The following is a 25,394-nucleotide window of genomic DNA, read 5'->3' on the forward strand; positions in this document are numbered from 1 at the left end:
GCGGCTACTGCGGGATCGGCGCCACCCGCACGCCTCGGCGCGCGAGCTCCTCGGCGCCGCCGTCCTCGGCGGTCAGGACCCAGATCCCGTCCCGGTGGAAGGCCACCGAGTGCTCCCACTGGCTGGAGTGCGAGCCGTCCAGGGTCACGACCGTCCAGTCGTCCTCGAGGACCTCGGTCTGCGTCGATCCTGTCACGAGCATGGGCTCGATGGCCAGGGCCATGCCCGGCTTGATCCTGGGACCCGCCTCACGGGTGCGGTAGTTGGGCACGTCCGGGGCCATGTGCATGGCCGAGCCGATGCCGTGGCCCACGTAGTCCTCGATGATGCCGTAGGTCCCGCCGGACTCGGCGCGCACGAAGTCCTCGATCGCCGCCCCGATCTCCCCGACCCGCTGGGCCGAGGCCGCCGCGGCGATGCCGTGCCACATGGCTTCTCGGGTGATCTCGGACAGCTCCCGATCCTCGGAACCGGCTCGGGACATCAGCACGGTGCGCGCGGAGTCCCCATGCCAGCCCTCCACGATGGCCCCGCCGTCGATCGAGATGATGTCGGCCTCCCCCAGGGCCCGCGGGCCCGGGATGCCGTGGACCACGATCTCGTTCGGGGAGGCGCAGATGGTCGCCGGGTAGTCGTAGTAGCCCAGGAAGTTCGACGTCGCCCCGTGCTCGGCGAGCACCTCGCGGAAGACGGCGTCCAGGTCCGCGGTGGACACCCCCGGGGCCGCGGCGGCCACGGCCGCGTCTAGCGCCCGCGAGGTCACGACCCCGGCGCGGGCCATGGTGCGCAGCTGCGCGTCGGTCTTGTACTCGATCCTCCGGCGTCCGAACATCAGGACCGGCCCAGCGCGGCCAGCAGGCGCTCGGCGACCTCCTGGACCGTGCCCAGGCCGTCCACGCGGGCCACCAGGCCCCGCTGCTCGTAGAGCCCGATGATCGGGGCGGTCTCGGCGCGGTAGACCTCCAGGCGGTGGCGGATGACCTCCTCGGTGTCGTCGCTGCGGCCCTGCTCGGCGGCCCGGCCCAGCAGACGCTGGACCAGCTCGTCATCCTCGGCGGTCAGCAGCAGGACCCGGTCCAGGGACTGGCCGAGCTCCTCCAGGATCGCGTCCAGCTCCTGCACCTGCGCGGTGTTGCGCGGGTAGCCGTCCAGCAGGAAGCCGCCCCGGGCGTCGTCCTGGCCCAGGCGGTCGCGCACCATGCGGTTGGTGACCTCGTCCGGGACGAGGTTGCCGGCGTCGATGTAGGACTTCGCCTCCCGGCCCAGCTCGGTCTGCTCCGAGATGTTCTTGCGGAAGATGTCCCCGGTGGAGATCGCGGGGATGCCGAGCTCCTCGGCGATCCGGGCGGCCTGGGTCCCCTTGCCGGCCCCGGGGGGACCGATGATCAGCAGGCGGTTCATCGCAGCAGTCCTTCGTAGTGTCGTTGTTGCAGCTGGGCGTCGATCTGCTTGATGGTGTCCAGACCGACGCCGACCACGATCAGCAGCGAGGTGCCGCCGAACGGGAAGTTCTGGTTGGCGTTGACCAGCACGAGCGCGACCAGCGGGATCATCGCGATGATCCCCAGGTACAGCGAGCCCGGCAGGGTGATGCGGTTGAGCACGTAGGCCAGGTAGCGCTCGGTGGGTCGACCCGCGCGGATGCCCGGGATGAAGCCGCCGTAGCGCTTCATGTTGTCCGAGACCTCCTGCGGGTTGAAGGTGATCGAGGCGTAGAAGTACGCGAAGGCGATGATCAGCAGAAAGTACACGGCCATGTACAGCGGATGGTCCCCGCGCACCAGGTAGGAGTTGATCCAGTTGACCCACTCCGGCGGGGCCGTGCCGTCCTTCGGCGTCGCGAAGTTCGCGATCAGCCCGGGCACCATGAGCAGGGAGGAGGCGAAGATCACCGGGATCACGCCGGCCATGTTGACCTTCAGCGGGATGTAGGTGGAGGTCCCCCCGATCGTGCGCCGCCCGATCATGCGCTTGGCGTACTGCACGGGGATGCGCCGCTGGGACTGCTCGACGAACACGACGGCGACGATCACCAGGAGGCCCACCAGCAGGATCAGGGAGAACACCCAGCCGCCCTGCTCCTTGAAGATGTTGCCCAGGGCGGTCGGGAAGGAGGCGGCGATCGAGGTGAAGATCAGCAGGGACATGCCGTTGCCGACGCCCTTCTCCGTGATCTGCTCGCCCATCCACATGATGATGCCGGTGCCCGCGGTCAGGGTGATGATCAGGATGATGACCATGAGGATCGAGTCATCGGGGATGATCGGCAGCGGGCAGCTGCCCAGCAGGGAGCCGGAGCGGGCCAGGGAGATGATGGTCGTGGCGTTCAGGGCCGCCAGCGCCAGGGTCAGGTAGCGGGTGTACTGGGTGAGCTTCTGCTGGCCCTGTCCGCCCTCCTGGTGCAGCTCCTGGAAGCGCGGGATGACCACGCGCAGCAGCTGCACGATGATCGAGGCGGTGATGTAGGGCATCACACCCAGGGCGAAGATGGACAGCTGCAGCAACGCGCCGCCGCTGAACAGGTTGACCATGTCGTAGATGCCGCCGGTGGTGCCGCCCAGGGCCAGGCACTGCTGGACGTTGCCGTAGCTGACCCCCGGGGCGGGGATGAACGTGCCCACGCGGTAGATGACGATCATCGCGAGGGTGAACAGCAGCTTGCGTCGCAGGTCCGGGGTCTTGAACGCCCGTCCGAAAGCGCTGAGCACATGGCCTCCTGTGGCAGAAGATGGGGTGGCGGGGATGACGCCGCGGGCCCGCGCACCGTCGGGGCGGGCGGGCGCCGTCGACAGACGGCGGGATCTCCCCGGGCCAGTCTAGGACACTCTACCCGGGGTCGCCGGGCGGGGCCGGGACGGGTACGGGGGAACGGCGCAGGCCCCTCCCCCGGAAAGATCGCTCTCCGGGAGAGGGGCCTGGCCTGATCGAGGAGGGTCCGACGCCGAGGGCGCCGGGACCCCCTCGACTACTGGGCGGTCGCGGTGGCGGTGCCGCCGACGGCCTGGATCTTCTGCGCCGCGGAGGCGGAGAACTTGTCCACGGTGACGTCGACCTTCACGGTCAGCTCACCCTGGCCCAGGACCTTCACGGGCTGGTTCTTGCGCACCGCGCCCTTGGCGACGAGGGACTCCACGGTCACCTCACCGCCCTCCGGGTACAGCTCCGAGATGCGGTCCAGGTTCACGACCTGGTACTCCACCCGGAACGGGTTCTTGAACCCGCGCAGCTTCGGCAGGCGCATGTGCAGCGGCAGCTGCCCGCCCTCGAAGCCGGCCTTGACCTGGTTGCGGGCCTTGGTGCCCTTGGTGCCGCGCCCGGCGGTCTTGCCCTTGGACGCCTCGCCGCGACCCACGCGGGTCTTGACCTTGTGCGCACCGGGGGCCGGCCGCAGGTCGTGCAGCTTGATGGCGCCCTGGCGCTCTTCGTTGGTCTCTGCCATGGTTACTTGACCTCCTCAACCTTCACGAGGTGAGCGACGGTGTTGACCATGCCGCAGGTCACCGGATCCGCGGTGCGGGTCACGGTGTTGCCCGGGCGCTTCAGGCCCAGGGAGCGCAGGGTGTCGCGCATGTTCTGCTTCTGGCCAACGTAGGACTTGATCTGCGTGATCTCCAGCTTCGCGTCGCTGGGCTGAATCCGCTTGCCGGTCATTACGCACCTGCCTTTTCGCTGCGACGCAGGTAGCTGGGGATGACCTCGTCGTTGGGCAGGCCGCGACGGGCTGCCACCGCGACGGGCTCCTCCAGCTGCTTCAGCGCCTCGACGGTCGCGTGGACGATGTTGATCTGGTTCGAGGAGCCCAGGGACTTCGACAGGACGTCGTGGATCCCGGCGCACTCGAGCACGGCGCGCACCGGACCGCCGGCGATCACACCGGTACCGGCGGTGGCCGGACGCAGCATGACCACGCCGGCCGCGGCCTCACCCTGCACGCGGTGCGGGATGGTGCGGTCCTCGACGCGGGGGACGCGGAAGAAGTTCTTCTTGGCCTCCTCCACGCCCTTGGAGATCGCGGAGGGCACCTCCTTGGCCTTGCCGTAGCCGACGCCGACCATGCCGTTGCCGTCGCCGACGACGACCAGCGCGGTGAAGCTGAAGCGCCGACCGCCCTTGACGACCTTGGACACGCGGTTGATGCTCACGACGCGCTCGAGGAACTTGTCCTTGTCCTCATCGCGCCCGCCGCGGCCGCGGTCGTTGCGTCCGCCGCGGTCGTTGCGACCCCGGCCGCCGCGCTCACCGCGACCGCCGCGGCGGTCGTCGCGCTGCTGGGCGCCGTTGTTCTGGGCCTCGGTGCTCTCGGGTGCAGCGGTGTTGTCTGCCACCTGGGTTTCCTTCTTGTTCGTGGTCTGCTCGCTCACAGTGCCAGCCCACCTTCCCGGGCGCCGTCGGCCACCGCGGCCACGCGGCCGTGGTACTTGTTGCCGCCCCGATCGAAGACGACGGACTCGATGCCGGCGGCCTTGGCGCGCTCGGCGACCAGCTCGCCGACGCGGCGGGCCTTGGCGGTCTTGTCCATCTCGGTTGCGTTGCGCAGCTCGGCCTCCAGGGTGGAGGCGGAGGCGATGGTGTGCCCCTTGGTGTCGTCGATGACCTGCACGAACATGTGCTGGGTCGAGCGGAACACCGACAGCCGCGGGCGGGCCGGGGTCCCGGACACGTGCTTGCGCACGCGCTGGTGACGACGCGTGCGAGCAGCGAACTTCGTCTTGTTAGCCATGGATTACTTACCAGCCTTTCCGACCTTGCGGCGGATCTGCTCGCCGGCGTAGCGGATGCCCTTGCCCTTGTAGGGGTCCGGGGCCCGCAGGCCGCGGATGTTGGCGGCCACCTGGCCGACCTGCTGCTTGTCGATGCCCGAGACGGTGAGCTTGTTGTTGCCCTCCACCGCGAAGGTGATGCCCTCGGGGGCCTTCACCGTGATGGGGTGGGAGTAGCCCAGCGCGAACTCCAGGTCGGTGCCCTTGGCCATCACACGGTAGCCCGTGCCGACGATCTCGAGCTTCTTGGAGTAGCCCTCGGAGACACCCTGGATCATGTTGGAGATCAGGGTGCGGGACAGCCCGTGCAGCGAGCGGGAGACCCGCTCGTCGTCCGGACGGGAGACGGTGATGACGCCGTCGTCCTGGGAGACGGTGATCGGCGCGGAGATCGTGCGGGAGAGCTCCCCCTTGGATCCCTTGACCGCGACGCGCGAACCGTCGATGGTTACCTCGACACCAGCCGGCACCGAGATGGGGAGACGTCCGATACGTGACATAAGATCTCTTCCTTTCTCTATGTACCGACTACCAGACGTAGGCGAGGACTTCCCCGCCGACGCCCTTGGCAGCGGCCTGCTTGTCAGTGAGCAGACCGGAGGAGGTGGACAGGATGGCGATGCCGAGCCCGCCCAGCACCTGGGGCAGGTTGGTGGACTTGGCGTACACGCGCAGGCCCGGCTTGGAGATGCGGCGCACCCCGGCGATGGAGGACTCGCGGTTCTGGCCGAACTTCAGGTCCAGGGTCAGCGTCTTGCCGACCTGGGCCTCCTCTTCGTGCCAGTCCTTGATGTAGCCCTCGGACTTGAGGATCTCGGCGATCCGGCCCTTGAGCTTGGAGAACGGCATCGACACGGAGTCGTGGTGCGCCGTGTTGGCGTTGCGCAGGCGCGTGAGCATGTCTGCGACAGGATCTGTCATGGTCATGTGGGCTCTGGCCCTTCCTCGTGACGGTTTCCTCCCGCCCGCGGGCAGGGGACCTGAAACGTAGTCGTTAGTTGGTCTTGAACGGGAAGCCGAGCGCCTTGAGCACGGCGCGGCCCTCGTCGTCGGTGCGGGCGGTGGTCACCACGGTGATGTCCATGCCGCGCACGCGGTCGATCGAGTCCTGGTCGATCTCGTGGAACATCGACTGCTCGGTCAGCCCGAAGGTGTAGTTGCCGTTGCCGTCGAACTGGCGGTCGGACAGTCCGCGGAAGTCGCGGATGCGCGGCAGCGCCAGGGTCACGAGGCGGTCCAGGAACTCCCACATGCGGTCACCGCGCAGGGTCACGTGGCAGCCGATGGGCTGGCCCTCGCGCAGCTTGAACTGGGCGATGGACTTCTTGGCCTTGGACACCTGCGGCTTCTGACCGGTGATGAGGGTCAGGTCGCGCACGGCCGAGTCGATGAGCTTGGAGTCGCGGGCGGCCTCGCCCACGCCCATGTTCACGACGACCTTGACCAGCCGCGGGGACTGCATCGGGTTGGCGTAGCCGAACTGCTCCTGCAGCGCGGGCACGACCTCGTCGTTGAACTTGGCCTTGAAGCGGGGGGTGGTCTTGGTCTCAGTCATCACAGATCCTTCCCCGAGCTCTTGGACACGCGCACGCGCACGGTGCGCTGGCGTCCGTCGCGCTCGACGGTCTCTTCGCGGAACCCGACGCGGGTGGGCTTGCCGGTCTCCGGGTCGACGATCGCGACGTTGGAGATGTGGATCGGGGCCTCGGTCTTGACGATGCCGCCGCCCTCACCGGTGGTCGGGTTGGCCTTGGTGTGCTTGGTGATGACCCGGACGTTCTCCACCAGCACGCGCTGGGTGGAGGGGAACACGTGCAGGACCTTGCCCTGCTTGCCCTTGTCCGCGCCGGAGATGACCTGAACGAGGTCGCCGCTCTTGATCTTCGCCATGAGTTACAGCACCTCCGGGGCCAGCGAGATGATCTTCATGAACTTCTTGTCGCGCAGCTCGCGCCCAACGGGCCCGAAGATGCGGGTGCCGCGGGGGTCGCCGTCGGTGTTCTTGAGGATCACCGCCGAGTTCTCGTCGAACTTGATGTAGGAGCCGTCCGGGCGACGGGTCTCCTTGCGGGTGCGGACGACGACGGCCTTGACGACGTCGCCCTTCTTCACGTTGCCGCCAGGGATCGCGTCCTTGACGGTGGCGACGATGATGTCGCCGATGCCTGCGTAGCGACGGCCGGAGCCGCCGAGAACGCGGATGGTCAGGATTTCCTTCGCACCCGTGTTGTCGGCGACCTTGAGCCGTGACTCCTGCTGAATCACTGAATACTCCTGTCGTCTCGCCGGTTCTCACGCCGCCGCCGGATGCGCCCTTCGTGAGGGCGGCAGGGCCGGCCGACGCGCCGTGGGCCTTGCGGAACACTTTGGTCGGGATGAGGTGACGCGCCGGTCTCCGCGGCCCGTCCGCTGGGAAGCGGACAGCTGCGGGGTTGGCGGTCGCGCCTGGGATCCCCCATGCCAGGAGCATCTGGACCCGCCCGAGGTCTCGGGCGAATGCGCCCGTCTCAGCGGCATTATGCACTGGCACGAAGGATCCGTGGTGGTGTGCGGTCACGAAGGCCGCACGAATACACAACCATACCACAGCGCACGCGACGGCGCCCCCGCCGCGTCGCGGGGACGACGGGCGGGGGCGCCGACGGGGCGGGTCAGATCACTGCGCGGAGACGGTCACCTTGTACCGTCCGGAGAAGCGGTCCACGAAGGCCGCCATCTGGTCCCGCTTGATCGCGGTCCAGGGACGGAAGGTGCCGTCATCGTAGCCCTTGGTGATGCCGCTGTCCTGCAGCCAGGCGATCTCCTTGTAGAAGGTCTCCCCGCGCTGCACATCCGAGAAGGCGGGGTTCCCGGCCCGGTACTGCGGGGAGCCCGCGGCACGGTAGAAGAACGCGGCCATAGCCCCGCGCTCGACCTTGGCGTTCGGACGGAACGTGCCGTCGCTCCAGCCCTGGGCGATGCCGGTGGCGTGCAGCCAGGAGATCTCCTTGTAGAAGGGGTCGTCCTTGCTGACGTCGATGAACTGCGGGCTGGCCGGCGCCGTGTAGGACGGGGAACCGGCCATCCGGTAGATGTAGGCGGCCATCTGCCCGCGCTCGATGTTGGCCCAGGGGCGGTAGGTGTTGTCGTCCCAGCCCTCGGTGATGCCCTTGTTGGCGATCGAGCGGATCTCCTTGGCGAAGATCGTGGAGTCGGTGACGTCCTTGAAGTCCCGGTCCGTGAGGACCTTGTCCGTGGTCTTCGTGGCCGCCGGGTAACCCTGGAAGGCGGTGGCCTGCGGGGAGACCTGCGAGACCTCGGAGGCCTCGTCGGCGGAGGCGGGGGCAGCGGCGACGCCGACGGTGAGCACCGCGTTGCGGGCCACATCCCCCTCCTTGCCGGACCCGGAGAGCACGTGGATCGTGTGGGTCGAGCCCACCGTCCAGGCGGCATTCGAGTTACCGGATCCCGGGAACGGGAAGGTCGCGGAGAACTCGCCCTGGGCGCTCGCGTCCACCGTGGCCACCACGGCATCACCACCGATGGTGGTCTTGCCCTTATCCAGCTTCACACTCACATTCGAGCCCGAACCGTCCTGGGCCTTCCACCCGGTGCCGGTCACCGTCACCTCAGCGCCCTCACGGACCGTCTTCACCGAGGTCACCGTCGCCGTGCCGTCGGAGGCCTTCACAGTCTGCTCCTCCGCGGGAGCCTCCGACTCCGGGGAGGTCTCGGTGACCTTGGTGTCGATCTTGTAGAGGGTGTCCGCGTTGATGGGGCTCAGCTGGGCGCCGTAGCCCTTCTGCTCGGTGTTGGAGGTGCGGGTGGTGCCGCTGGTGAAGTCCAGGGTGAACGGCACGGACTGGTTGGCGTAGGCGCCGGCCTTGTCCACCGCGAAGGCCCCCTCGGGGGTGACCAGGACGTCGTTGGTCGCCCGGGAGCCGGTGTCCACGGAGCTGACGACCTTGCCGGTGCGGGCGTCGATCACCCCGACCTCGCCCTTGCCGAAGTCGGTGACGTAGACCAGGTCACGGGCCTCATCGTTGTCGATGGCCAGGGCCTGGGTCCCGAAGGGGATGGACTTCTTGTACTCACCGGTGGTCAGGTCGTAGACCGTGACCCCGGAGTTCTTGCCGCCCTTGCCCTGGCTGGAGACGTAGATCTCGTTCAGGGACTTGTCCACCGTCACGTCCGACGGGGACAGGCCCGCGGAGGAGTCGTCCGCGTGCACGGTGATGGTCTGCACGACCTTGAGGGTCTTGGTGTCGATCACGCTGACGACGCCGCGGGAGATGTCCGGGGTGTACAGGCGCCCGGCCTCCTCGTCCAGGAAGGAGTTCATCCCGGTGCCGGCGCCCTCGCCGACGTCGATGCGCTGGGCCTCGTGGGTGGTCAGGTCGAAGGCGACGACGCCCTTCCCGTCGGTGACGAAGGCGCGGCCAGTGGCGTCGTCGATCTTGACCTCGCGCGGGTGGTCCACGACCTGCTCGGAGGCCGCCGGGTCGTAGGAGGTCCAGATCTGCTTCAGGGTGGTCTGGTCGAACACGGATACCGCACTGGAGCGGGTGTTGGTGACCCAGACGGTGTTGTTCGCATCGTCCGCGGCGATCCCGTAGGCGCCGTTGTACTGGTAGCCGGCGTTCTGGCCGGTGCCGGTGCGCAGCGTGGGCATCGCGGCGTTGGCCTCGATCTTCATCGTCGAGGGGTTCACCCGGGCGATGGTGGCGGTCTCGATCGGGGGACGCCCGGAGGAGCCGGTGACCCACAGCTTGTCGTTCTTCTGGGAGTAGGCCATCTGGTACTGACCGGGCAGGCCCTGGGTCTGCTGGGCCGAGACTTCGACGCTGCGGGCGCTCGAGGCGGCGCTCTTGGCCGGGGCGGCCTGGGCCGGGACCATCAGGGCGGAGGCCAGCAGGGAGGCGGCGGTGGCTCCCACGGCCAGGTTCTTCAGACGGCGCCGGGGGCGCTGGTAGGAGATCGTCATCTTTCCTCATTCGTCGGGTCCCCGCCGTGGGCGGGGACGGTGCGAGGTGGACAGCCGCGCATCACAGGACACACAGCTTAGCCTTTCCTAAATGTGGGCTGAGATAGAGCTTACGCCTCAGTGCGCCGTGCGCCAATGCCGTGGCCGATCGGGATCGACGCGCCGGGCTCAGCCCCGCCCGTCGCCCAGCATCGAGGCCAGGGCCCGGGCGCCCGCGCCCCGGATGACCGCGGCGTGATCCCCGGGCACGGTCTGACGCTCCAGCGCCCCGGTGCGGGCCCAGGCCTGCGCCGGGGCCCCTTCGCCCAGGGTCCGCTCGGCCCCGACGTGCAGCAGCCGGGCGCGCACCGGGGCCGGGTCCGCCCCGCGGGTGTGGGCCATGGCCCGGCGCACCGCCGCGATGCTGGTGCGCAGGGCGGCGTCGTCCAGGGCCGCCAGGGGCGAGCCGTGCTCGCGCAGAGCCGCCAGGGTCTCCTCCAGGTTTCGCGGCGGGGCCTGCGGTTCCACCCCGCCCATGCGCATCAGGGCCCGCCACAGCTCCCCCGGGCCCGGTGCGGGCAGGGACCGCCAGTACGACGGCGGGTAGGCGTCCAGCAGCCCCACCGCACCGATTCGCGGGCCACCCTCCCGTTCGGCCAGGCCCGCCAGGTGCACCGCGGCCATTCCGCCGACGGACCATCCGGCCAGATCCGCGCCGTCGGGGGCGATCTCGCGCAGCAGCGGCAGCTGCTGGGGGGCCAGCTCCTCCAGGTCCGCAGGCTCCGGAGCCTGCGGGTCGGTGAACTGCGGGGCCTGCAGCGTCCACACGGTGCGGGCCGGGCCCAGGGCGGGCAGCAGCCCCGCGTAGCACCAGCCGAGACCCCCGGCCGGGGGCAGCAGCACCAGGGGTGCTGCGGCAGGGTCCGAGCCGCGGCGCAGCAGCAGCGTCGGCGCCAGATCCGCCCCGAGACCGGCGGTCGATTCCTCCCCCAGGGCCGCGGACAGTGCGGCCGGGGTCGGGTGGGCGAAGATCTGCGCCAGGGAGCAGGGCAGGCCCAGCCGCTCGTCGATCCGGGCCACCAGCTCCAGCGCGGTCAGGGACGCGCCCCCGGCCGCGAAGAAGTCCGCGCCGGGCCCCAGCGGCTCGCGCTCGAGCACCTGCCCGAACAGCTCTCCCAGGACCGCCTCCCGCCAGGTGGCCGGGCCGCCCTCCCGTCCTGGGGCGCCGTCCTGCCCCGGGGCCTCGGTGATCTCCCGTTCGGCCAGCGCCCGGCGGTCCGCCTTGCCGTTGGCGGTGATCGGCAGGCGCTGCAGCACCTGCCAGACCGTGGGCACCATGTACCCGGGCAGGTGCCGTTCGGCGTGGTCCCGGGCCCGCTGCACGATCCGGTCCTCCTCCGCTGCGGCCTCCAGGAAGCCGACGAGCACCTCCTGCGCCCCGATCCGGCGCACCAGGGCGACGGCGGCGCTCACCCCGGGCACCGCGGCCAGCACGGTCTCCACCTCGCCCAGCTCCAGGCGCTGCCCGCCGATCTTGACCTGGTGGTCCGTGCGTCCCCGGTACTCCAGGGCCCCGTCCGGGCGCCACCGGGCCAGATCCCCCGTGCGGTAGACCCGCACCCGCTCCGGGCCCTCGTCCCCGAGCCGTCCGGCCGGCAGGTGCCGGAACGCGGCGGCGTCGGCCTCGGGGCGGTGCAGGTATCCGGGAGTGACCTGCACCCCCGACAGGCACAGGTGCCCCACGACCCCGACCGGGCAGCGGTGCCCGCTCGCGTCCAGGACGTGCACCCCGGTGTTCCAGGCGGGCCGGCCGATGGGCACCACGGGCTCCTCCGGGTGCTCCTCGGTGGCCCAGGCGGTGACGTCCACGGCGGCCTCCGTGGGGCCGTAGAGGTTCAGCGGCCCGGTGCCGAGCATCCGGCGGCACCCGGCCACCTGCTCCCGGGTCAGGGCCTCCCCGCTGCACACCACGGTGCGCGGCCGGTGCGCCCCGGCCGCGAGCGTCCGGGCCGCCCCCGGGGAAGCCAGGAACGCCGAGAGCATCGTGGGCACGAAGTGCAGGCAGTCCACCCGGGCCTCGGTGATCAGCCGGGCCAGGTGCTCCGGGTCCTTATGCCCCTCGGGGGCCGCCACGACGACGCCGGCCCCGTGTCGCAGCGGCCAGTACAGCTCCCACACGTGCACGTCGAAGGAGACGGCCGTCTTGTGCGCCACCCGGTCCCCCGGACCCACGGGAGCCAGGTGCTGCTGCCAGGCCAGCCGGTTGTCGATCCCTGCGTGGGTGATGGGCACGCCCTTGGGACGCCCGGTGGACCCGGAGGTGAACAGGATATAGGCGAGGTCCTCCGGGGCGCGCCGGGTGCCGGGCAGCGGGTCCTCGAGGCCTGCGGATGCGGCCTGCTCAGCGCACACCCGCTCCTCGGCCCGGGCCAGGTCCGCAGCGGTCAGCGCGGTCACCGGGTGCTCGGTCACCGGGTGCTCGGTGGCCGAGGAACCCAGCTCCAACGGGTCCAGGCCCGGGCCCTCCAGCAGCCAGGGGCAGCCTGCGTCGGCGAGCATCCCGGCGACCCGCTCGGCCGGCAGCTGCGGGTCCACCGGCAGATAGACCGCACCCGCCGCGAGCAGGGCGTACACGCTGACGTACTGGTCCAGGCCGCGGTGGGTGCGCAGGGCCACCGGGTCCCCGGGGGCCACGCCCAGGCTCGCCAGGGCCGCGGCGCGGGTGCGCGCGGCCTCGGCCAGCTCGGCGTAGGTCAGGCGCCGACCGCGGAACCCCTCCCCGGGGCCCGGGTAGGCCGGGCCCTCGATCACGGCGGTTTCCTCAGGGTGCTCGGCCGCGGCGGCCGCGAAGCCCTCCCACAGGGTTCCGGAGCGCCGCGGCACCCGGGTCTCCGCCAGCTCGTCCAGCCGGGCTAGCTCCGCCGGGGTGGCCTGCTCCAGCTCGTCGACGTCAGTCCCGTCAACGGCCGCCCGCCCCCACGCGCCCAGCCAGTGCACCAGGCGCTCGGCGTGGGCCTCGGCCTGCTCACGGCCGTACAGGGCGGGGTTGGCGTCCAGCTCCAGGCTGATCGGGTGCCCGCGCCCGGGCATCCCCCGCACGGTCACCGTCAGGTCCGGGACCGGCCCCGCGCTGACGTTGTGCACGCGCGCCGTGCCCTGCCCGAAGGGCAGGACGGCGTCGAAGGGGACGACGTTCAGCTGCGCACCGAACAGCCGGGCCCCGCGGCGCCGGGCCTGCCGCTCCAGCTCCTCCTGGCGCACCAGCCCATGGGCCTGGTTGCGGGCCAGCTGAGCGGTCACCTCCCCCAGCTGCGCTGCCGGGCTCCCGCCGGCGGACACGGCCACCGGCAGCAGGTTCACCGCCGTGCACCCGGTGCGCGCGGCCACCCGGGGCCCGCCGGGCAGCACGCGGTTCATCTGCGGGACCCCGTAGCGGGCGCTGGACAGGCCGAGCACCCGGGTCAGGTAGGATCCGGCCGCCGCGACGACGGCCGCGGGCCACCCGGTCCCGGCGGCCTTCCCCGCCCCCAGCAGCGCCTCCTGCAGTGCCGGGTCCAGCTCCCGGCGGGCCCGGTGGGCCACCGCCGGGGCGTCCGCGGCGCGTCCGGCCAGGGAGTGATCCTCCCCCTGCTCCAGCTCCTGCAGCAGCGGCTGGAAGGCCTCGGCGTGCTCGGCGCGCACCGGTACGTCGTCGGCGTCCTGGGCGGCCAGCTCGGCCAGGCCCGGGCGCTGCGACGGGACCGGGTCCTGCCCGTTCAGGATCTGCCCGTAGACCCGGCCCAGCCGGCGCAGGGCGTCGAAGGCCGCGAAGCCGTCGGCGACGAGGTGGTGGAAGCAGTGCAGCAGGAAGAACCGGCCTCCGCACTCGATCAGGGCGCTGCGCACGGTCTGCCCGGACAGCGCCTCCAGGGGGTGCCGCAGCTGCTCGGAGCACCAGGCCAGCACCGTCTCGCGGATCGCCTCCTCCCGCTCCCCGTCCGTCTGATCCCCCGCGGCCTCGGGGGCCGGGAGGGTCACCGGGCGCAGCACCTCGACGCCGTCCAGGAACCGCTCCAGCGGGATCTCCCGCCACAGCACCCGCCCGTCCCGCTCGGCGCAGCGCACGCGGAACCCGGGGTTCTCCGCGTACACCAGGCGCAGGGCCCGCTCCAGGGCGGCGACGTCGGGCGCGGCGGGCAGCTGCACGCACTCGGCGGTGGTGTAGCAGGGGTTCTCCGGGTCCAGGCGCGCGGCCATGTAGATGCCGCGGGCGGCCTCGGTGATCGGGTGCCAGGGGTGCTCGGGGGCTGTCATCGGCGGATCCGGTCCTAGCGCTGGGAGGCCTCGCGCAGGAAGGACACGGTGGGCCGGGCGATCAGCTCCGTGAACTCCGCCTGCACCCCGGCCGCGGCCAGGTCATCCAGCAGGGCGAAGGTCGCGATGGAGTCCAAGCCCAGCTCGAACAGGCTGGCCTCCGGGTCGGCCAGGGCCCGCTCGGCGGCGTCGGCCTCGGGCAGGTGGGTGCTCAGGATGGTGCGCAGGGTGGCGTCGTCGATCATGGTGGTGCTCCTCCTCAGATGGGGATGGTGGGTGCGTCAGTCGGCCAGGCGCTCGGCCAGGTGGGCGCGCAGCTGCTTGCGGGAGATCTTCCCGACGTTGGTCAGCGGCAGGCGGTCCATGACCACCACCCGCTCCGGGATCTTGAACTCGGCCAGGCCCGCCTCGCGGAAGCTCGCGCGCACCGCGGCCCGCGGGTCCTCCCCCAGCTCCTGCCCGGGGCGGGGCACCAGGATCAGACCCACCCGCTCGCCCACGGCCTCGTCCGGGATGCCCACCGCGACGGCGTCGGCCACGGCCAGGCGGTCCAGGGCCAGGTCCTCCAGCTCATCCACCGCGATCTTCTCCCCGGCCCGGTTGATCTGGTCCTTGGCCCGGCCGGTGACCTCCAGGTGCCCGGAGGGGTGCCGGCGCACGATGTCCCCGGTGCGGTAGAAGCCGTCCTCGGTGAAGGAGGTGCGGTTGGCGTGCTCCTCCCCGTAGTACCCGCGGATGGTGTAGGGCCCACGGGTCAGCAGGTGCCCGGGCTGCCCCTCGGGCACGGGCCGACCATCGTCGTCCAGGATGAGCACCTCGTCGTCCGGGCTGATGGGGGTCCCCTGGGTGGTGAGCACCAGCTGCTCGTCGTCGTCCTCCCGGGTGTAGTTGACCAGGCCCTCGGCCATCCCGAAGACCTGTTGCAGCCGGGCCCCCAGCACGGGCCGCACCTGCGCGGCCGCGGCCGGGGCGAACCGCGCCCCGCCCACCTGCACGAGGCGCAGGCTGGACAGATCCGGGGCCCGACGCTTGGCGGAGGCGATCCAGGCCTGGGCCAGCGGCGGGACCAGCGGCGCGATGTCCGCCCGCTCCCGCTCGATCAGCGCGAAGGCCGTCTGCGGGCTGGGGTCGGCGGCCAGGATCACCGCGCCCCCGGCCCACAGGACGCCGAGGATGCCCGGGGAGCTCATCGTGAAGTTGTGCGCGGCGGGCATGGCCACGAGCATCCGGCTGGAGGCATCCAGCCCGCAGATCCGGGCGGATTCCCGCACGGAGTACAGATAGGCGGCGTGGGTGCGCGGGATGAGCTTGGAGACCCCGGTGGTCCCGCCGGACAGCTGCAGGAAGGCCGCGTTCTCGGACAGCCGCTGCGCCCCGCGGTTGCGCACCGGCTCGGGCAGCTCCTCCCGGCGCAGCGGGGTCGGGGCGTGCGCCTGCGGGTCCGCGACGTCGATCAGCGTCGGGGGGATGAGCCCCTGCTCCTCCAGCCGGGCGGCGTACTCGGCGTGCAGGGCCCGGTAATCGTGGTTCTCCGCGCCCTGGGCCACCACGTGCGCGGCGGCGTCGGTGCGCGCGGCGAACTGCTCCAGCTCCCCCGCCCGGTGCTTGGGCAGCGCGAACACCGGCAGGGCCCCGTACAGGAAGGCCCCGACCATGTGCGCCAGGAACTCCACCGTGTTGGGCAGCTGCAGGATCACCCGGTCCCCCGGGCGCACCCCGGCCTCCCGCAGGCGAGCGGCGGCGGCCAGGGCCTGCTCCTCCAGCTGCCCGTAGGTCCAGCGCACCGTGTCCAGGCTGGATCCGCCGGGCAGGCCGTCGGCGGTGCGCCCGACGACGGCGAGGCTCTCCCGGTGCGCGTCGATGCTGCACAGCAGGAACTGCTGGAAGGTCTCATCCACCCAGTGCCCGGCCTCGCGGTAGCGGCGGGCGGCCTCCTCCGGGATCGCGGGAAACGGCGCCAGCGGCGAGCGCCCGGCGGCGCCGGTGCTGGTCGGGGAGGATGTGCTCACGGAAACGGTCTCCTTTGCGGGGTCGGTTCGATGGGGCTGGGCCCGGCGGGATCGGCGGGCCCGGCTCAGTCGGCGGGGTACAGCCGCACGAGGGCGGGGATCAGGGAGCCGCGCCAGCAGGCGTAGTCGTGTCCGCCGTCGTAGCGCAGGTACTCCACCCGGGCCGGGCTGCGGCGCAGCTCGCGGGCGAAGTCGTCGTGGGGGCCGGTGAGCACCCACTCCTGATCCCCGACCTCCAGCACGAAGCGGGAGTCAGCCAGGGCCTGGGCGCCGTCGCGCTCCAGCAGCTCGGCCAGGGCGCGGGCGGGGGCCTCCTGCCACAGGGAGGCCGACTGGGAGACCACCGCGCCCACGACCCGCGGGGCCAGCAGCCCGCACAGCAGGCTGGCCAGGCCGCCGAGGGACTGACCGACCGCGCAGGTGCGCGCCGGGGCAGGGTCCAGCCCGTGCTCGGCGCGCAGCCACGGCAGCAGTGCTTCGGCGACGTAGCGGTGGATCGGCTCGGTGCCGTCCAGCTCCCGCCAGCGCCGCTCCCGGCCGCCGGAATCCAGCAGGACCAGGTGCACCGGGGCCAGGTCCCCGGCGCGCACCGCCTGCTCGACGGCGCCGATCAGTCCGTGCCGGGCCCAGACCTCGCCGTCGAAGATCAGGATCACCGGGGATTGCGAGCCGGCCCCGGCGCTGCGGTGCAGGGCCACCCGGTGTTCCTCCGGTGCTGCGTGCCAGACCAGCTGGGTCTCATCCGCCGGGGCGAAGACGTAGGGCTGCCGGGGTGCGTCGGCCAGCTCCACCACGCTCAGCGCCCGCCCGTCCCGGTTGGGGCAGGTCAGCGCGTTGCGCGGGTCCGGGACCCCGGCGTCCAGGGCCGCGCGCAGCTGCACGTGGTCCTGGGCCGAGATCCAGGGGGCCGGTGCGCCGGGGCGGGCGGGGATGAAGCAGTAGGAGGCCCGCCAGGTCCGGCGCATCCGGAAGGAGGCGTGCCAGGGGCCGTCGGGCCCGAGCCGGTGCATCAGCGTCGCCCCCAGCGCGGATTCGTCGGTCAGACGGTTGGCGAAGAGCAGGACCTGCTCGGCCTCGTCGTCCTCGTAGAGGAAGGTCACGATCTGCCGGGCGGGATCCTGCAGGTCCTCCTCCAGCAGCGGCAGCGGCCCGTCCAGCAGCTCGCGCAGCCGTCGGTGGGCCGCGGCGGCGGCCTGCGGGTCGGACAGCTCCTTCTCGAGTGCGCTCAGGTGCGGCGAGTCCGTGCGGGGCACGGGCTCGGGCCGGGGCGGCTTGGGCGGGCGGCGGGCGGCGGGCATCGGCTGCGTCATTCCTCCTCCTCGGTGGGCACGACCATCGGCGAGCCCGTGCACGGGTCCGGCACGATCACGCAGTCCAGGTCGAAGACCTCGCGGATGATCTGCGCCGTCACGATATCCCGCGGGGCCCCCTGGGCCGCCACCTGCCCGTCCTTCATCAGCACCACGTGGGTCGCGTAGCGGAAGGCCAGGTTCAGGTCGTGCAGCACGACGACGACGGTCTTCCCCGCCCGGTGCAGGCGCCGGGTGAGGTTGAGGACCTCGATCTGGTGGGTGATGTCCAGGTACGTGGTGGGCTCATCCAGCAGCAGCAGCTCGGTGTCCTGGGCCAGGGTCATCGCGATCCAGACCCGCTGGCGCTGCCCGCCGGACAGGGCCTCGATCGGGCGGTCGGCCAGCTCCAGCACCCCGCAGGCGGCCATGGCCGCAGAGCAGATCCGCTCGTCCTCCCGGCTCCAGGTGCGCAGCAGGGACTGGTGCGGGTACCGGCCGCGCCCGACGACGTCGGAGACCGTCACCCCGCTGGGGGCCTCCGGGGTCTGCGGGAGCATGGCCAGGGCGCGGGCGACCTCCTTGGAGCGCCAGTCCCGCAGGGGCGTCCCGTCCAGCAGAACCTGCCCGGAGGCGGCCGGCAGCACCCGCGAGAGGGTCTTCAGCAGCGTGGACTTGCCGCAGGCGTTGGGCCCGAGGATCACGGTCAGCTCGGCGTCGAGCACGTCCAGGTCCACCCCGTGCAGCACCTCGCGGTGCTCGTAGCCGCCGTGCAGGTCCTCGGCCCGCAGCCGGGCGGGGGCCTCGGGGGCCGTGGTGGATGCGGTCATGGTCTTCTCCGTTCCGCGGCGATGAGGTAGACGAGGTAGCACCCGCCCAGAGCCCCGGTGACCACTCCGACGGCGAGGGTCCCGGGCAGGGCGTGCTGGGCGAGCAGGTCAGCCCCGAGGACGAGCACCGCGCCCGTGAGCGCGGCCCCGGCCAGGCCGGCCCCGGTGACTCGGGTGAGGGTCCGGCAGATGTGGGGGGCCGCCAGGGCCACAAAGGCGACGGGCCCGGTGGTCGCGGTGGCCAGGGCCACCAGCAGCACCCCGACGAACAGGGAGAGCACCCGCACCCGGCCCACGGGCACGCCGATGCCGGCGGCGACGGCGTCGCCGTACATCAGCGCGGTCAGGGGCCGGGCCAGCCACAGCAGCGCGGGCAGCAGGATCAGCAGCGCGATCCCGAGCAGGGCGACCTTGGCCCACGTCATGGCGTTCAGCGAGCCCACGAGCCAGGCGGCCGCGGTCTGGGCCTGCGTCAGGGAGGCCCGCACCACCAGCAGGGAGTTCAGGGCGGACAGGGTGGACCCGACCCCGATGCCGATCAGCACCACCCGGTAGCCGCCCAGGCCGGTGCGCCGGGTCAGCCCCCACACGACCACGGCGGTGCCCAGCCCGCCGAGCACCGCGCCCAGGGCGACCCCGCCGGGGCCGGCGTCGAAGACGATGATCTGCAGCAGGGCCCCGGTGGCCGCCCCGTGGGTGAAGCCGATGATGTCCGGGGAGCCCAGCGGGTTGCCGGAGACCACCTGGAAGATCGCCCCGGACAGTCCCAGGGCCGCCCCGACGAGGATCGCGGCGAGCACCCGCGGGGCGCGCACCTCGGTCACGAAGTACCGGGCCAGCCGGGGCCCGCCGCCGGTGAGGGTGTGCAGGACCTCCCCGGGGCTCAGCCGGTACTCCCCCTGCATCAGGGCGAGCACGGCCAGCCCGAACAGCACCACGGCCAGTGCGGTCAGCACGAGCGTCTGGCGCAGGCTCACCCGGAGCCCGAATCCGCGGGGCCCGCCGCCCAGGCGCAGGGTGCGCGCGGGGCGGGTCTGGGTCGGGGGACGACGGCGCACGCGGTTCACAGGGCCTCGACCTTCCTGCGGCACATCAGGGCCACGAACACGGGGGCGCCCACGAGGGTCGCGATGATCCCGACCTGCGTCTCCTCCGGGGCCAGGATGGTGCGCGCGAGCACGTCGGCCAGCAGCAGCCAGACCGGTCCGAGCAGCAGGCTCAGGGCGGTGACCCAGCGCAGGTCGGCACCCATGAGCTGGCGGGCGATGAACGGCACCGCGAGCCCGACGAAGGTGATCGGCCCGATCGCGGCCGTGGCCGCCCCGGCCAGCACCGCCACGCACACCAGGGCGATGGTCTGGGTGCGCCGCAGGTGCACACCCAGGGCCACCCCCGCCTCCTCGCCCATCGACAGGGCGTTGATCGCCGGTGCCGCCCAGAGGGCCAGGGCCAGCCCCAGCAGCATCAGGGGCGCCACCGCTGCGGCGATGTCGTAGCCGCGGTTCTCCAGGGATCCGGCCACCCAGAAGCGGAATTCGTTGAAGGCGGTCTGGTCCGCGAGGATCAGCGCCTGGTTCAGCGCGGCCAGGGCCGCGGAGATCGCGACGCCGGCCAGGGCCAGGCGCACCACGGAGGACCGACCGGTGCCCCCGGAGCCCAGGGCGTACACCGCGACGGCGGCCAGCCCCGCGCCGACGAGGGCGCACAGCAGGTAGGCGTGGATCCCCAGGGCCCCGAACAGCACGACGCAAAGCACGACCGTCACGGAGGCGCCGGCGTTGATGCCCAGCAGCCCGGGCTCGGCCAGGGGGTTGCGGGTCAGGGCCTGCATGACGGCCCCGGCCACCGCCAGGCTCGCCCCGCACATGATCCCGAGGAGGGTCCGCGGCAGCCGCTGCTGGGTGACGATGGTCTCGGCCTGGCCCTGGCCGTGCCCGGTCAGCGCCGCCCAGACCTCGCGCGCAGGCAGGGCGTGGGAGCCGAAGGCGATCGACGCGGCGATCGCGGCGACCAGGAGAACGGCCGCGGCGATCAGCCACAGGACCCGGCGGCGTCGGCGCCGGGTCGCGGAGATGGAGCCCATCTAGTCGGCGGACCCCGCGGAGTCGGAGGACTCGGCCTGAGCCGCACGGCGGCGGCGCACCAGCACCACGGCCGCCACGATGGCGACGGCGGCCAGGGCACCGGCCCCGATCCACGGGAACTGGGAGCCGGAGTCCTCGGTGGTGGCCGAGGCCTCGCGGGCGCCGCGGGAGTCCGCGGAGGCGCTGGCCGAGGCCGAGGCGGTGGGGGTGGCCGAGGCCGAAGCCGACTGGCTCTCCTCGACCTCCTCGGTCACCTCCTTGACCTGCCCGCCCTTGCCCTCCTCCTGCAGGGCCTTGGCCTGCTCCTCGGTCAGGGGGTTGCCGTTCTCGTCCACGTACTGGGTGGTGGTCCCGCCCTGCCCGGAGGTCCCGGCATCCGAGCCGGAGCCGCCGTTGGAGCCCGAGTTCCCTCCGGACCCGGAGCCGGAGCCCTGGCCACCGTTGGATCCGGAGTTCCCGTTGGAGCCGGAGCCGCCGTTGGACCCGGAGCCGGACCCGCCGGAGTTGGAGCCGGCGTTGGGATCCACCTGGGTGCCGGACACGGACCCGCCGCCCTGGGCGGCGGAGTTCACGCCGGTCACGGTGAACTGCGGGCTCTTGTTGGAGTACCCCTTGGAGGACCCGTCATCGCCGACGCGCACCGCGGTGAGGAAGCGCAGGGTGTGCTTGCCCTGCTTGATGTCCTTGGGAACCTGGAAGGAGCCCTCCAGCAACCCGTTGGAGGGGACGACCTGCTGGTGCACCACGCAGGCCCCCTGGGGCGCATTCGAGGAGCAGGTGTTGCCGTCGTCGAACTTGATGGACACGGTGGATCCGGCGGGGAAGCCGTTGAGGGTGAAGCTCAGGTAGTCCCCGGCCCGCACGGATCCGGAGACCGTGCTGGAGGTGCCGGGGCTGTTCCCGGAGGCGCCGCCCGGGGGCAGGGCCATGGCGGCGGAGGAGCCGATGATCAGGGCGGCGAGGACGGCGACGAGGGTCGCCAGCCATCGGCGGATGCTGGGGCGAGGGTGCGTGCGCATGCTCAATCCTTGGTTGCGGAATCGGAGGCGGAGCCGGCGGCGCCGGCCGTGGTCTGGGTCTTCTTCTTGCCGCCGGTGAGCACGAGGGCAAGGAGAATGGCGGCGGCGGCCACGAGCAGCAGGTTCTCCCAGGAGAACCAGGAGTGCTTCCGGGCGGTGCTCTGGGCGGCGGCCTGGTCCTGATCCTGCCCGGAGCCCTGGGCCTGCTGGGCCTGGGCGGCCTGGGCGGAGGGGCTGGCGGTGGGCTTCTTCGCGACCTTCTTCTTCACCACGCGCTTGACCACGGTCTCGATGTCCGAGCCCGGGGCCCGGCGGACCACGACGTAGGAGGTCTGGTCCTGCGCGGTGTCGGAGAGGCTGCTGGCGTTCCCACCGGGCACGGCCGCGCCGGTGAGCACCGAGGTGCTCCCGGAGCCCGCCACGGGGCCGGAGGTCTGCTCCGCGGTGCCGGAGGTGCGGTTCGGCGAGGTCGCGGTGGCGCGACCGGAGCCGCTGGTGCCGTGGCCGCCGGAGGAGCCGGAGTCCCCGGAGCCGGTGTCCTTCAGCTCCAGAGTGGTCCAGCCCAGGATCTCCCCGACGTGGCCCTCGTTGCCGTTCTGCACCAGGAGCTGGTACTTCCCGGCCAGCAGCACCTCGCGGTCCACGGTGTAGGTCACGGACCTGCGCGCGTCCAGCTGGTGCCACTCCCCCAGCCAGGCGCTGCGTCGGGAGCCGTCCATGTAGGCGCTGGTGTGGATCCAGTCTCCCTGCCGGCCCTCCGGCACGGTCACGGTGAGCTTGTCCCCGTCCAGCGTCGCGGAGACGCCGTGCCGGTTGCCGGAGGTCAGTGCGGAGCCCTGATCCACCGGGTCCGGGGCGCCCTGCGGACGGTACTGCCCGACCACGAAGTCGGCGACGCCGGCCCCGCCGACGGTGGAGCCCTTGTCTCCCGGCTTGAGCGAGCCGGAGAGGAAGCGCAGGGTGTGCGCCCCCTCGGGGAAGGCCGGGGTCGAGGTCTTATCGGTGCCGTCGGGCAGCTGGATCCAGGTGTCGAAGGTGCCGTTGGACTGATCGGTCTCGATGATCTGCCAGATGGTCCGGTTGGTGCTCACGGCGTCATCCAGGCGGCTGTACTTGCCCTCGTCCAGCTTCACGGCCACATGGGCGGCACCGGTGTTGGCCGTGGGGTTGCAGTATCCGGAGCCGGTGACGTGCACCTTCCCGCCCACGCCGACGTTCTTCGTCTCCACCGTCACGGTGGGCCGGCTCGTGACGTCGGTGCACTTGACGTCGGAGGTCTGGCTGTCCTCGTCGGCAGCCACCCCGTCGACCTTCAGCGGCCCGACGGCCGTGGAGCGCTGCACGTCCTTCCAGGACGCATCGACATACTCCGCGTTCTTACCGGAGAGGAACTGGGCCTTGAGATACTGGCCCTGCTTCAGCCCATCGGGCAGGGCGATGTCGACATCGAACTCGCCCTTCTCATCGATGTGGAAGATGCCCGCGGCCTTGTCCTCCTTGGACTGGTCCGGGGTGAGCAGCACCCACACGCTGTCGTTGTTGCCCGCCCGAGCGGTCAGATAGTCGTTGATCTTGGTGTTGGGGGTCCGGGTGTAGGCGTCGCCCTTGCTGTTCTTCAGCAGCTTCACGGCGATGACGGAGCCGCGCTTGCCGTCGGCCATGGTCCAGCCCTCGCCGTGCAGCTTCAGGCGGGCGCCGTCTCCGGTCCCGATCGGCGCGATGCGCACGGTGGCGTCATCGACGGCCGTGTCCCCCACCTTGCCGGGGATGGCGTAGGAGTCCCAGTGCTGCGGATCGTCGGGGTCCACGGTGGTCCCGTCGGCCTTCACGACGCCGACGGTGAGCACCGCGTTGCGGGCCACATCCCCCTCCTTGCCGGACCCGGAGAGCACGTGGATCGTGTGGGTCGAGCCCACCGTCCAGGCGGCATTCGAGTTACCGGATCCCGGGAACGGGAAGGTCGCGGAGAACTCGCCCTGGGCGTTCGCGTCCACCGTGGCCACCACGGCATCACCACCGATGGTGGTCTTGCCCTTATCCAGCTTCACACTCACATTCGAGCCCGAACCGTCCTGGGCCTTCCACCCGGTGCCGGTCACCGTCACCTCAGCGCCCTCACGGACCGTCTTCACCGAGGTCACCGTCGCCGTGCCGTCGGAGGCCTTCACAGTCTGGGTCTCGTCCTCGGCCGCATGGGCCGGGCTCAGGCTCGGCAGACCCGCGGGCAGGAGCAGGGCCAGCGTCAGCAGCGCGGCCACGGCCAGACGCAGCGGGTGGGAGATGAGGCGGTTCACGGCGGCGGGGGCTTCCTTCGGGGTGCGGTGGGCGGACAGCGGACGGATCACTGGTCCAGGTCCTTCATCACGTCGGCGACGATGCCCTGCATCAGCAGCGGGCCGCCGGTGGAAGTCCATCGGGAGCCGTCCACGGGGATGATGTGTCCGTCCTTGTAGGCGGTCAGGTCGGTGAAGCCGGAGGCCTTCTCGGCTTCCTTCAGCGCGGTCTGCGCGCCGCTGAGATCGGCGGTGCCGCCGGCGTTGGGGTTGTCCTGGCTGGATCCGCCCAGGGTGCCGAAGAACATGTAGTCGGCGTCGATCTGGTTCAGGTTTTCCAGCGAGACCGGGTCGGAGTGGCCCAGGCCCATGCGGTCCTGGTTCTGCGGGCGCTTGAGCCCGAGGTCGGTCAGGGCTCGGCCGGCAGGCAGCTCCTTGAGGATCAGCGAGGCTCCGCCGCCCTGCCAGCGCACGATGGAGAAGGTCTTGTCCCCGTAGCGACCGGCCAGCTTCTGCTTGTCCTGCTCCACGGTGGAGCGGTAGTCCTGTTCGATCTGCCGTGCCTTGTCCTGCAGGTTCAGCGCGTCGGCCACCCGATCGAAGTTCTTCTCCCAGGGTCCGCCGGCGTACCCGGTGAACACCACCGGGGCGATCTTGCGCAGGATCTCCAGGACGTCCGGGCGGTTGTTCACGCTGGTGCCGTCCACCAGGATCAGGTCCGGGTCCATCGCGCCGATGGCCTCGTAGTCCAGCTCCGAGACGCTGCCCAGCAGCTTCACCCCGTCGGCCTTGTCGGCCAGGTAGTGCGGCACCCCGGACTGCCCGCGCCCAGCCACGGACCCGACGGGCTTGACCCCCAGGGCCAGCGCCCCGTCCAGGGTCGGCTCGGACAGGGTCACGACCCGCTGCGGGTTCTCCGGCACCTGCACCTCGGTGCCCTCGATGTCCTTGACGGTGCGGGTGGGCCCGGCGGAGTCGGACTCGGCGTCCCCGGCGTCGGACCCGCACCCGGCCAGCACGCTGGCGCACAGGAGTGCCAGCAGGAGGGCGAGGAGGGTGCGCAGACGCCCGGTGCGGCGCGGTCCGGCTGGGACGATGACGGGCATGAAGGCTCCCCGGAGTGATCGATTAGCTCAGGCTCACCTTAGTCGGCGGATTCGTTCGCTTCAAGCGATAGCAGCCCCGGGTCACGCAGATGCGACGCAGGACACGAAGGAGCCCCTCCCCCGCAGACGGGGAAGGGGCTCCTTCACGGGATGGAGACGGCGCGCTGGGCACCGCACTCCCGGAGACGCAGGGCTTACTTGGCCCGCTCCAGGATCTCCACGATCCGCCACCGCTTGGTCGCGGACAGCGGGCGGGTCTCCATGATCCGCACCAGGTCGCCGACGCCGGCGGTGTTCTGCTCGTCGTGAGCCTTCACCTTGGAGCTGCGGCGCATGACCTTACCGTACAGCGCGTGCTTGACGTGGTCCTCGACCTCGACGACGACGGTCTTGTCCATCTTGTCGGAGACGACGTAGCCGCGGCGGGTCTTGCGCAGGTTGCGCTCTTCCGTCTTGACTTCACTCACTTGGCATCACCTTCGCTGGCCTTCGCGGCCTTCTTCGCAGCCTTGGCGGCCTTCTTGTCGGCCTTCTTGTCCGAGGCTTCCGGGGCCGAGGCCTCGACCTCGGGGCGGATGCCCAGCTCGCGCTCGCGCAGCACCGTGTAGATGCGGGCGATGTCGCGCTTGACGGCCTTGAAGCGGCCCGGGTTCTCGAGCTGGCCGGTGGCCTTCTGGAAACGGAGGTTGAACAGCTCCTCCTTAGACTCACGCAGCTTCTCGGTCAGAGCCGCGGAGTCCAGGTCCTCGAGCTGATCGATCGACAGATCCTTCGATCCAACTGCCATTT

The 25,394-nt window shown here is 71.6% G+C and carries 25 protein-coding genes; all 25 read right to left on the reverse strand.

Translation table 11 applies throughout. From position 1 onward, the window contains the following. Nucleotides 1–4 precede the first annotated feature (4 nt). Nucleotides 5–832 (reverse strand): type I methionyl aminopeptidase, encoded by an 828-nt coding sequence (gene map / locus I6G21_RS01225; RefSeq protein WP_129357359.1) that lies wholly within the window; start codon nucleotides 830–832, stop codon nucleotides 5–7. Further along, nucleotides 832–1,401 (reverse strand): adenylate kinase, encoded by a 570-nt coding sequence (locus I6G21_RS01230; RefSeq protein WP_058731646.1) that lies wholly within the window; start codon nucleotides 1,399–1,401, stop codon nucleotides 832–834. Before I6G21_RS01230 ends, map begins: the two co-directional genes overlap by 1 nt. Beyond that, a complete protein-coding gene (gene secY / locus I6G21_RS01235; protein ID WP_129357358.1) occupies nucleotides 1,398–2,708 on the reverse strand; it encodes a preprotein translocase subunit SecY in 1,311 nt (436 codons plus the stop codon). The genes I6G21_RS01230 and secY overlap by 4 nt, the downstream gene beginning before the upstream one ends. 257 nt (nucleotides 2,709–2,965) lie before the next feature. After that, nucleotides 2,966–3,439: a 50S ribosomal protein L15 gene (gene rplO, locus I6G21_RS01240; RefSeq protein WP_129357357.1), complete on the reverse strand. Its 474-nt coding sequence runs from the start codon at nucleotides 3,437–3,439 to the stop codon at nucleotides 2,966–2,968. 2 nt (nucleotides 3,440–3,441) lie between these two features. Continuing rightward, nucleotides 3,442–3,651 carry a 50S ribosomal protein L30 gene (gene rpmD / locus I6G21_RS01245; RefSeq protein ID WP_055684560.1) on the reverse strand — a complete coding sequence of 70 codons (210 nt, stop codon included), beginning with the start codon at nucleotides 3,649–3,651 and terminating at the stop codon, nucleotides 3,442–3,444. Continuing rightward, nucleotides 3,651–4,361 carry a 30S ribosomal protein S5 gene (gene rpsE, locus I6G21_RS01250; protein WP_129357356.1) on the reverse strand — a complete coding sequence of 237 codons (711 nt, stop codon included), beginning with the start codon at nucleotides 4,359–4,361 and terminating at the stop codon, nucleotides 3,651–3,653. Before rpsE ends, rpmD begins: the two co-directional genes overlap by 1 nt. Next, entirely contained in the window at nucleotides 4,358–4,720 is a 363-nt protein-coding gene (gene rplR, locus I6G21_RS01255; protein WP_055684562.1) for a 50S ribosomal protein L18, read from the reverse strand. Before rplR ends, rpsE begins: the two co-directional genes overlap by 4 nt. A gap of 3 nt (nucleotides 4,721–4,723) precedes the next feature. Next, a complete protein-coding gene (gene rplF / locus I6G21_RS01260) occupies nucleotides 4,724–5,260 on the reverse strand; it encodes a 50S ribosomal protein L6 (protein WP_055684563.1) in 537 nt (178 codons plus the stop codon). A 28-nt stretch (nucleotides 5,261–5,288) separates the two neighbouring features. Next, entirely contained in the window at nucleotides 5,289–5,687 is a 399-nt protein-coding gene (gene rpsH / locus I6G21_RS01265) for a 30S ribosomal protein S8 (protein ID WP_055684564.1), read from the reverse strand. Nucleotides 5,688–5,754: 67 nt separating this feature from the next. Next, on the reverse strand, nucleotides 5,755–6,315 hold the full coding sequence (gene rplE / locus I6G21_RS01270) for a 50S ribosomal protein L5 (protein ID WP_055684565.1): 561 nt from the start codon (nucleotides 6,313–6,315) through the stop codon (nucleotides 5,755–5,757). Continuing rightward, the gene (gene rplX / locus I6G21_RS01275) at nucleotides 6,315–6,650 is read right to left on the reverse strand and encodes a 50S ribosomal protein L24 (RefSeq protein WP_058731653.1); all 336 of its coding nucleotides are present in this window, start codon (nucleotides 6,648–6,650) and stop codon (nucleotides 6,315–6,317) included. Before rplX ends, rplE begins: the two co-directional genes overlap by 1 nt. A gap of 3 nt (nucleotides 6,651–6,653) precedes the next feature. Continuing rightward, on the reverse strand, nucleotides 6,654–7,025 hold the full coding sequence (gene rplN, locus I6G21_RS01280) for a 50S ribosomal protein L14 (protein WP_055684567.1): 372 nt from the start codon (nucleotides 7,023–7,025) through the stop codon (nucleotides 6,654–6,656). Between the two features lie 391 nt (nucleotides 7,026–7,416). Further along, entirely contained in the window at nucleotides 7,417–9,723 is a 2,307-nt protein-coding gene (locus tag I6G21_RS01285; protein WP_129357355.1) for an S-layer homology domain-containing protein, read from the reverse strand. A 168-nt stretch (nucleotides 9,724–9,891) separates the two neighbouring features. Continuing rightward, nucleotides 9,892–13,995, reverse strand: a complete 4,104-nt coding sequence (locus I6G21_RS01290; protein ID WP_129357354.1) for a non-ribosomal peptide synthetase — start codon at nucleotides 13,993–13,995, stop codon at nucleotides 9,892–9,894. Nucleotides 13,996–14,009: 14 nt separating this feature from the next. Then, nucleotides 14,010–14,240, reverse strand: coding sequence for a phosphopantetheine-binding protein (locus I6G21_RS01295; RefSeq protein ID WP_055684570.1), 231 nt, complete (start codon nucleotides 14,238–14,240; stop codon nucleotides 14,010–14,012). Nucleotides 14,241–14,276: 36 nt separating this feature from the next. Next, nucleotides 14,277–16,004 carry a (2,3-dihydroxybenzoyl)adenylate synthase gene (locus I6G21_RS01300; protein WP_129357353.1) on the reverse strand — a complete coding sequence of 576 codons (1,728 nt, stop codon included), beginning with the start codon at nucleotides 16,002–16,004 and terminating at the stop codon, nucleotides 14,277–14,279. Nucleotides 16,005–16,069: 65 nt separating this feature from the next. Continuing rightward, nucleotides 16,070–17,314, reverse strand: coding sequence for an enterochelin esterase domain-containing protein (locus I6G21_RS01305; protein WP_129357352.1), 1,245 nt, complete (start codon nucleotides 17,312–17,314; stop codon nucleotides 16,070–16,072). Further along, nucleotides 17,311–18,123, reverse strand: a complete 813-nt coding sequence (locus I6G21_RS01310) for an ABC transporter ATP-binding protein (RefSeq protein ID WP_129357351.1) — start codon at nucleotides 18,121–18,123, stop codon at nucleotides 17,311–17,313. The genes I6G21_RS01305 and I6G21_RS01310 overlap by 4 nt, the downstream gene beginning before the upstream one ends. Further along, nucleotides 18,120–19,190 carry a FecCD family ABC transporter permease gene (locus I6G21_RS01315; RefSeq protein WP_058731679.1) on the reverse strand — a complete coding sequence of 357 codons (1,071 nt, stop codon included), beginning with the start codon at nucleotides 19,188–19,190 and terminating at the stop codon, nucleotides 18,120–18,122. Before I6G21_RS01315 ends, I6G21_RS01310 begins: the two co-directional genes overlap by 4 nt. After that, nucleotides 19,187–20,206, reverse strand: coding sequence for a FecCD family ABC transporter permease (locus I6G21_RS01320; RefSeq protein ID WP_055684575.1), 1,020 nt, complete (start codon nucleotides 20,204–20,206; stop codon nucleotides 19,187–19,189). Before I6G21_RS01320 ends, I6G21_RS01315 begins: the two co-directional genes overlap by 4 nt. Further along, nucleotides 20,207–21,226, reverse strand: a complete 1,020-nt coding sequence (locus tag I6G21_RS10775) for a plasmid partitioning protein (protein WP_129357349.1) — start codon at nucleotides 21,224–21,226, stop codon at nucleotides 20,207–20,209. It lies immediately after the preceding gene. Between the two features lie 2 nt (nucleotides 21,227–21,228). Next, nucleotides 21,229–23,571 carry a hypothetical protein gene (locus tag I6G21_RS01330; RefSeq protein ID WP_197939450.1) on the reverse strand — a complete coding sequence of 781 codons (2,343 nt, stop codon included), beginning with the start codon at nucleotides 23,569–23,571 and terminating at the stop codon, nucleotides 21,229–21,231. Continuing rightward, nucleotides 23,568–24,605: an ABC transporter substrate-binding protein gene (locus tag I6G21_RS01335; protein ID WP_061225634.1), complete on the reverse strand. Its 1,038-nt coding sequence runs from the start codon at nucleotides 24,603–24,605 to the stop codon at nucleotides 23,568–23,570. Before I6G21_RS01335 ends, I6G21_RS01330 begins: the two co-directional genes overlap by 4 nt. A gap of 194 nt (nucleotides 24,606–24,799) precedes the next feature. Continuing rightward, nucleotides 24,800–25,072 (reverse strand): 30S ribosomal protein S17, encoded by a 273-nt coding sequence (gene rpsQ, locus I6G21_RS01340; protein ID WP_055684579.1) that lies wholly within the window; start codon nucleotides 25,070–25,072, stop codon nucleotides 24,800–24,802. Further along, nucleotides 25,069–25,392 (reverse strand): 50S ribosomal protein L29, encoded by a 324-nt coding sequence (gene rpmC / locus I6G21_RS01345; protein ID WP_055684580.1) that lies wholly within the window; start codon nucleotides 25,390–25,392, stop codon nucleotides 25,069–25,071. Before rpmC ends, rpsQ begins: the two co-directional genes overlap by 4 nt. Between the last annotated feature and the right edge of the window lie 2 nt (nucleotides 25,393–25,394).

Source organism: Rothia kristinae, assembly GCF_016028855.1.
Classification (GTDB): Bacteria; Actinomycetota; Actinomycetes; order Actinomycetales; family Micrococcaceae; genus Rothia; species Rothia kristinae.

Bases quoted from the DNA above. Each gene is read 5' to 3' on its own strand.
- rplO (WP_129357357.1), bottom strand. From the start codon at position 3,439: ATGGCAGAGACCAACGAAGAGCGCCAGGGCGCCATCAAGCTGCACGAC.
- I6G21_RS10775 (WP_129357349.1), bottom strand. From the start codon at position 21,226: ATGCGCACGCACCCTCGCCCCAGCATCCGCCGATGGCTGGCGACCCTC.
- I6G21_RS01290 (WP_129357354.1), bottom strand. From the start codon at position 13,995: ATGACAGCCCCCGAGCACCCCTGGCACCCGATCACCGAGGCCGCCCGC.
- rpmC (WP_055684580.1), bottom strand. From the start codon at position 25,392: ATGGCAGTTGGATCGAAGGATCTGTCGATCGATCAGCTCGAGGACCTG.
- I6G21_RS01310 (WP_129357351.1), bottom strand. From the start codon at position 18,123: ATGACCGCATCCACCACGGCCCCCGAGGCCCCCGCCCGGCTGCGGGCC.
- map (WP_129357359.1), bottom strand. From the start codon at position 832: ATGTTCGGACGCCGGAGGATCGAGTACAAGACCGACGCGCAGCTGCGC.
- rpmD (WP_055684560.1), bottom strand. From the start codon at position 3,651: ATGACCGGCAAGCGGATTCAGCCCAGCGACGCGAAGCTGGAGATCACG.
- I6G21_RS01320 (WP_055684575.1), bottom strand. From the start codon at position 20,206: ATGGGCTCCATCTCCGCGACCCGGCGCCGACGCCGCCGGGTCCTGTGG.
- I6G21_RS01230 (WP_058731646.1), bottom strand. From the start codon at position 1,401: ATGAACCGCCTGCTGATCATCGGTCCCCCCGGGGCCGGCAAGGGGACC.
- I6G21_RS01295 (WP_055684570.1), bottom strand. From the start codon at position 14,240: ATGATCGACGACGCCACCCTGCGCACCATCCTGAGCACCCACCTGCCC.
- I6G21_RS01305 (WP_129357352.1), bottom strand. From the start codon at position 17,314: ATGACGCAGCCGATGCCCGCCGCCCGCCGCCCGCCCAAGCCGCCCCGG.
- I6G21_RS01335 (WP_061225634.1), bottom strand. From the start codon at position 24,605: ATGCCCGTCATCGTCCCAGCCGGACCGCGCCGCACCGGGCGTCTGCGC.
- rpsH (WP_055684564.1), bottom strand. From the start codon at position 5,687: ATGACCATGACAGATCCTGTCGCAGACATGCTCACGCGCCTGCGCAAC.
- rplX (WP_058731653.1), bottom strand. From the start codon at position 6,650: ATGGCGAAGATCAAGAGCGGCGACCTCGTTCAGGTCATCTCCGGCGCG.
- rplF (WP_055684563.1), bottom strand. From the start codon at position 5,260: ATGTCACGTATCGGACGTCTCCCCATCTCGGTGCCGGCTGGTGTCGAG.
- I6G21_RS01285 (WP_129357355.1), bottom strand. From the start codon at position 9,723: ATGACGATCTCCTACCAGCGCCCCCGGCGCCGTCTGAAGAACCTGGCC.
- rplE (WP_055684565.1), bottom strand. From the start codon at position 6,315: ATGACTGAGACCAAGACCACCCCCCGCTTCAAGGCCAAGTTCAACGAC.
- rplR (WP_055684562.1), bottom strand. From the start codon at position 4,720: ATGGCTAACAAGACGAAGTTCGCTGCTCGCACGCGTCGTCACCAGCGC.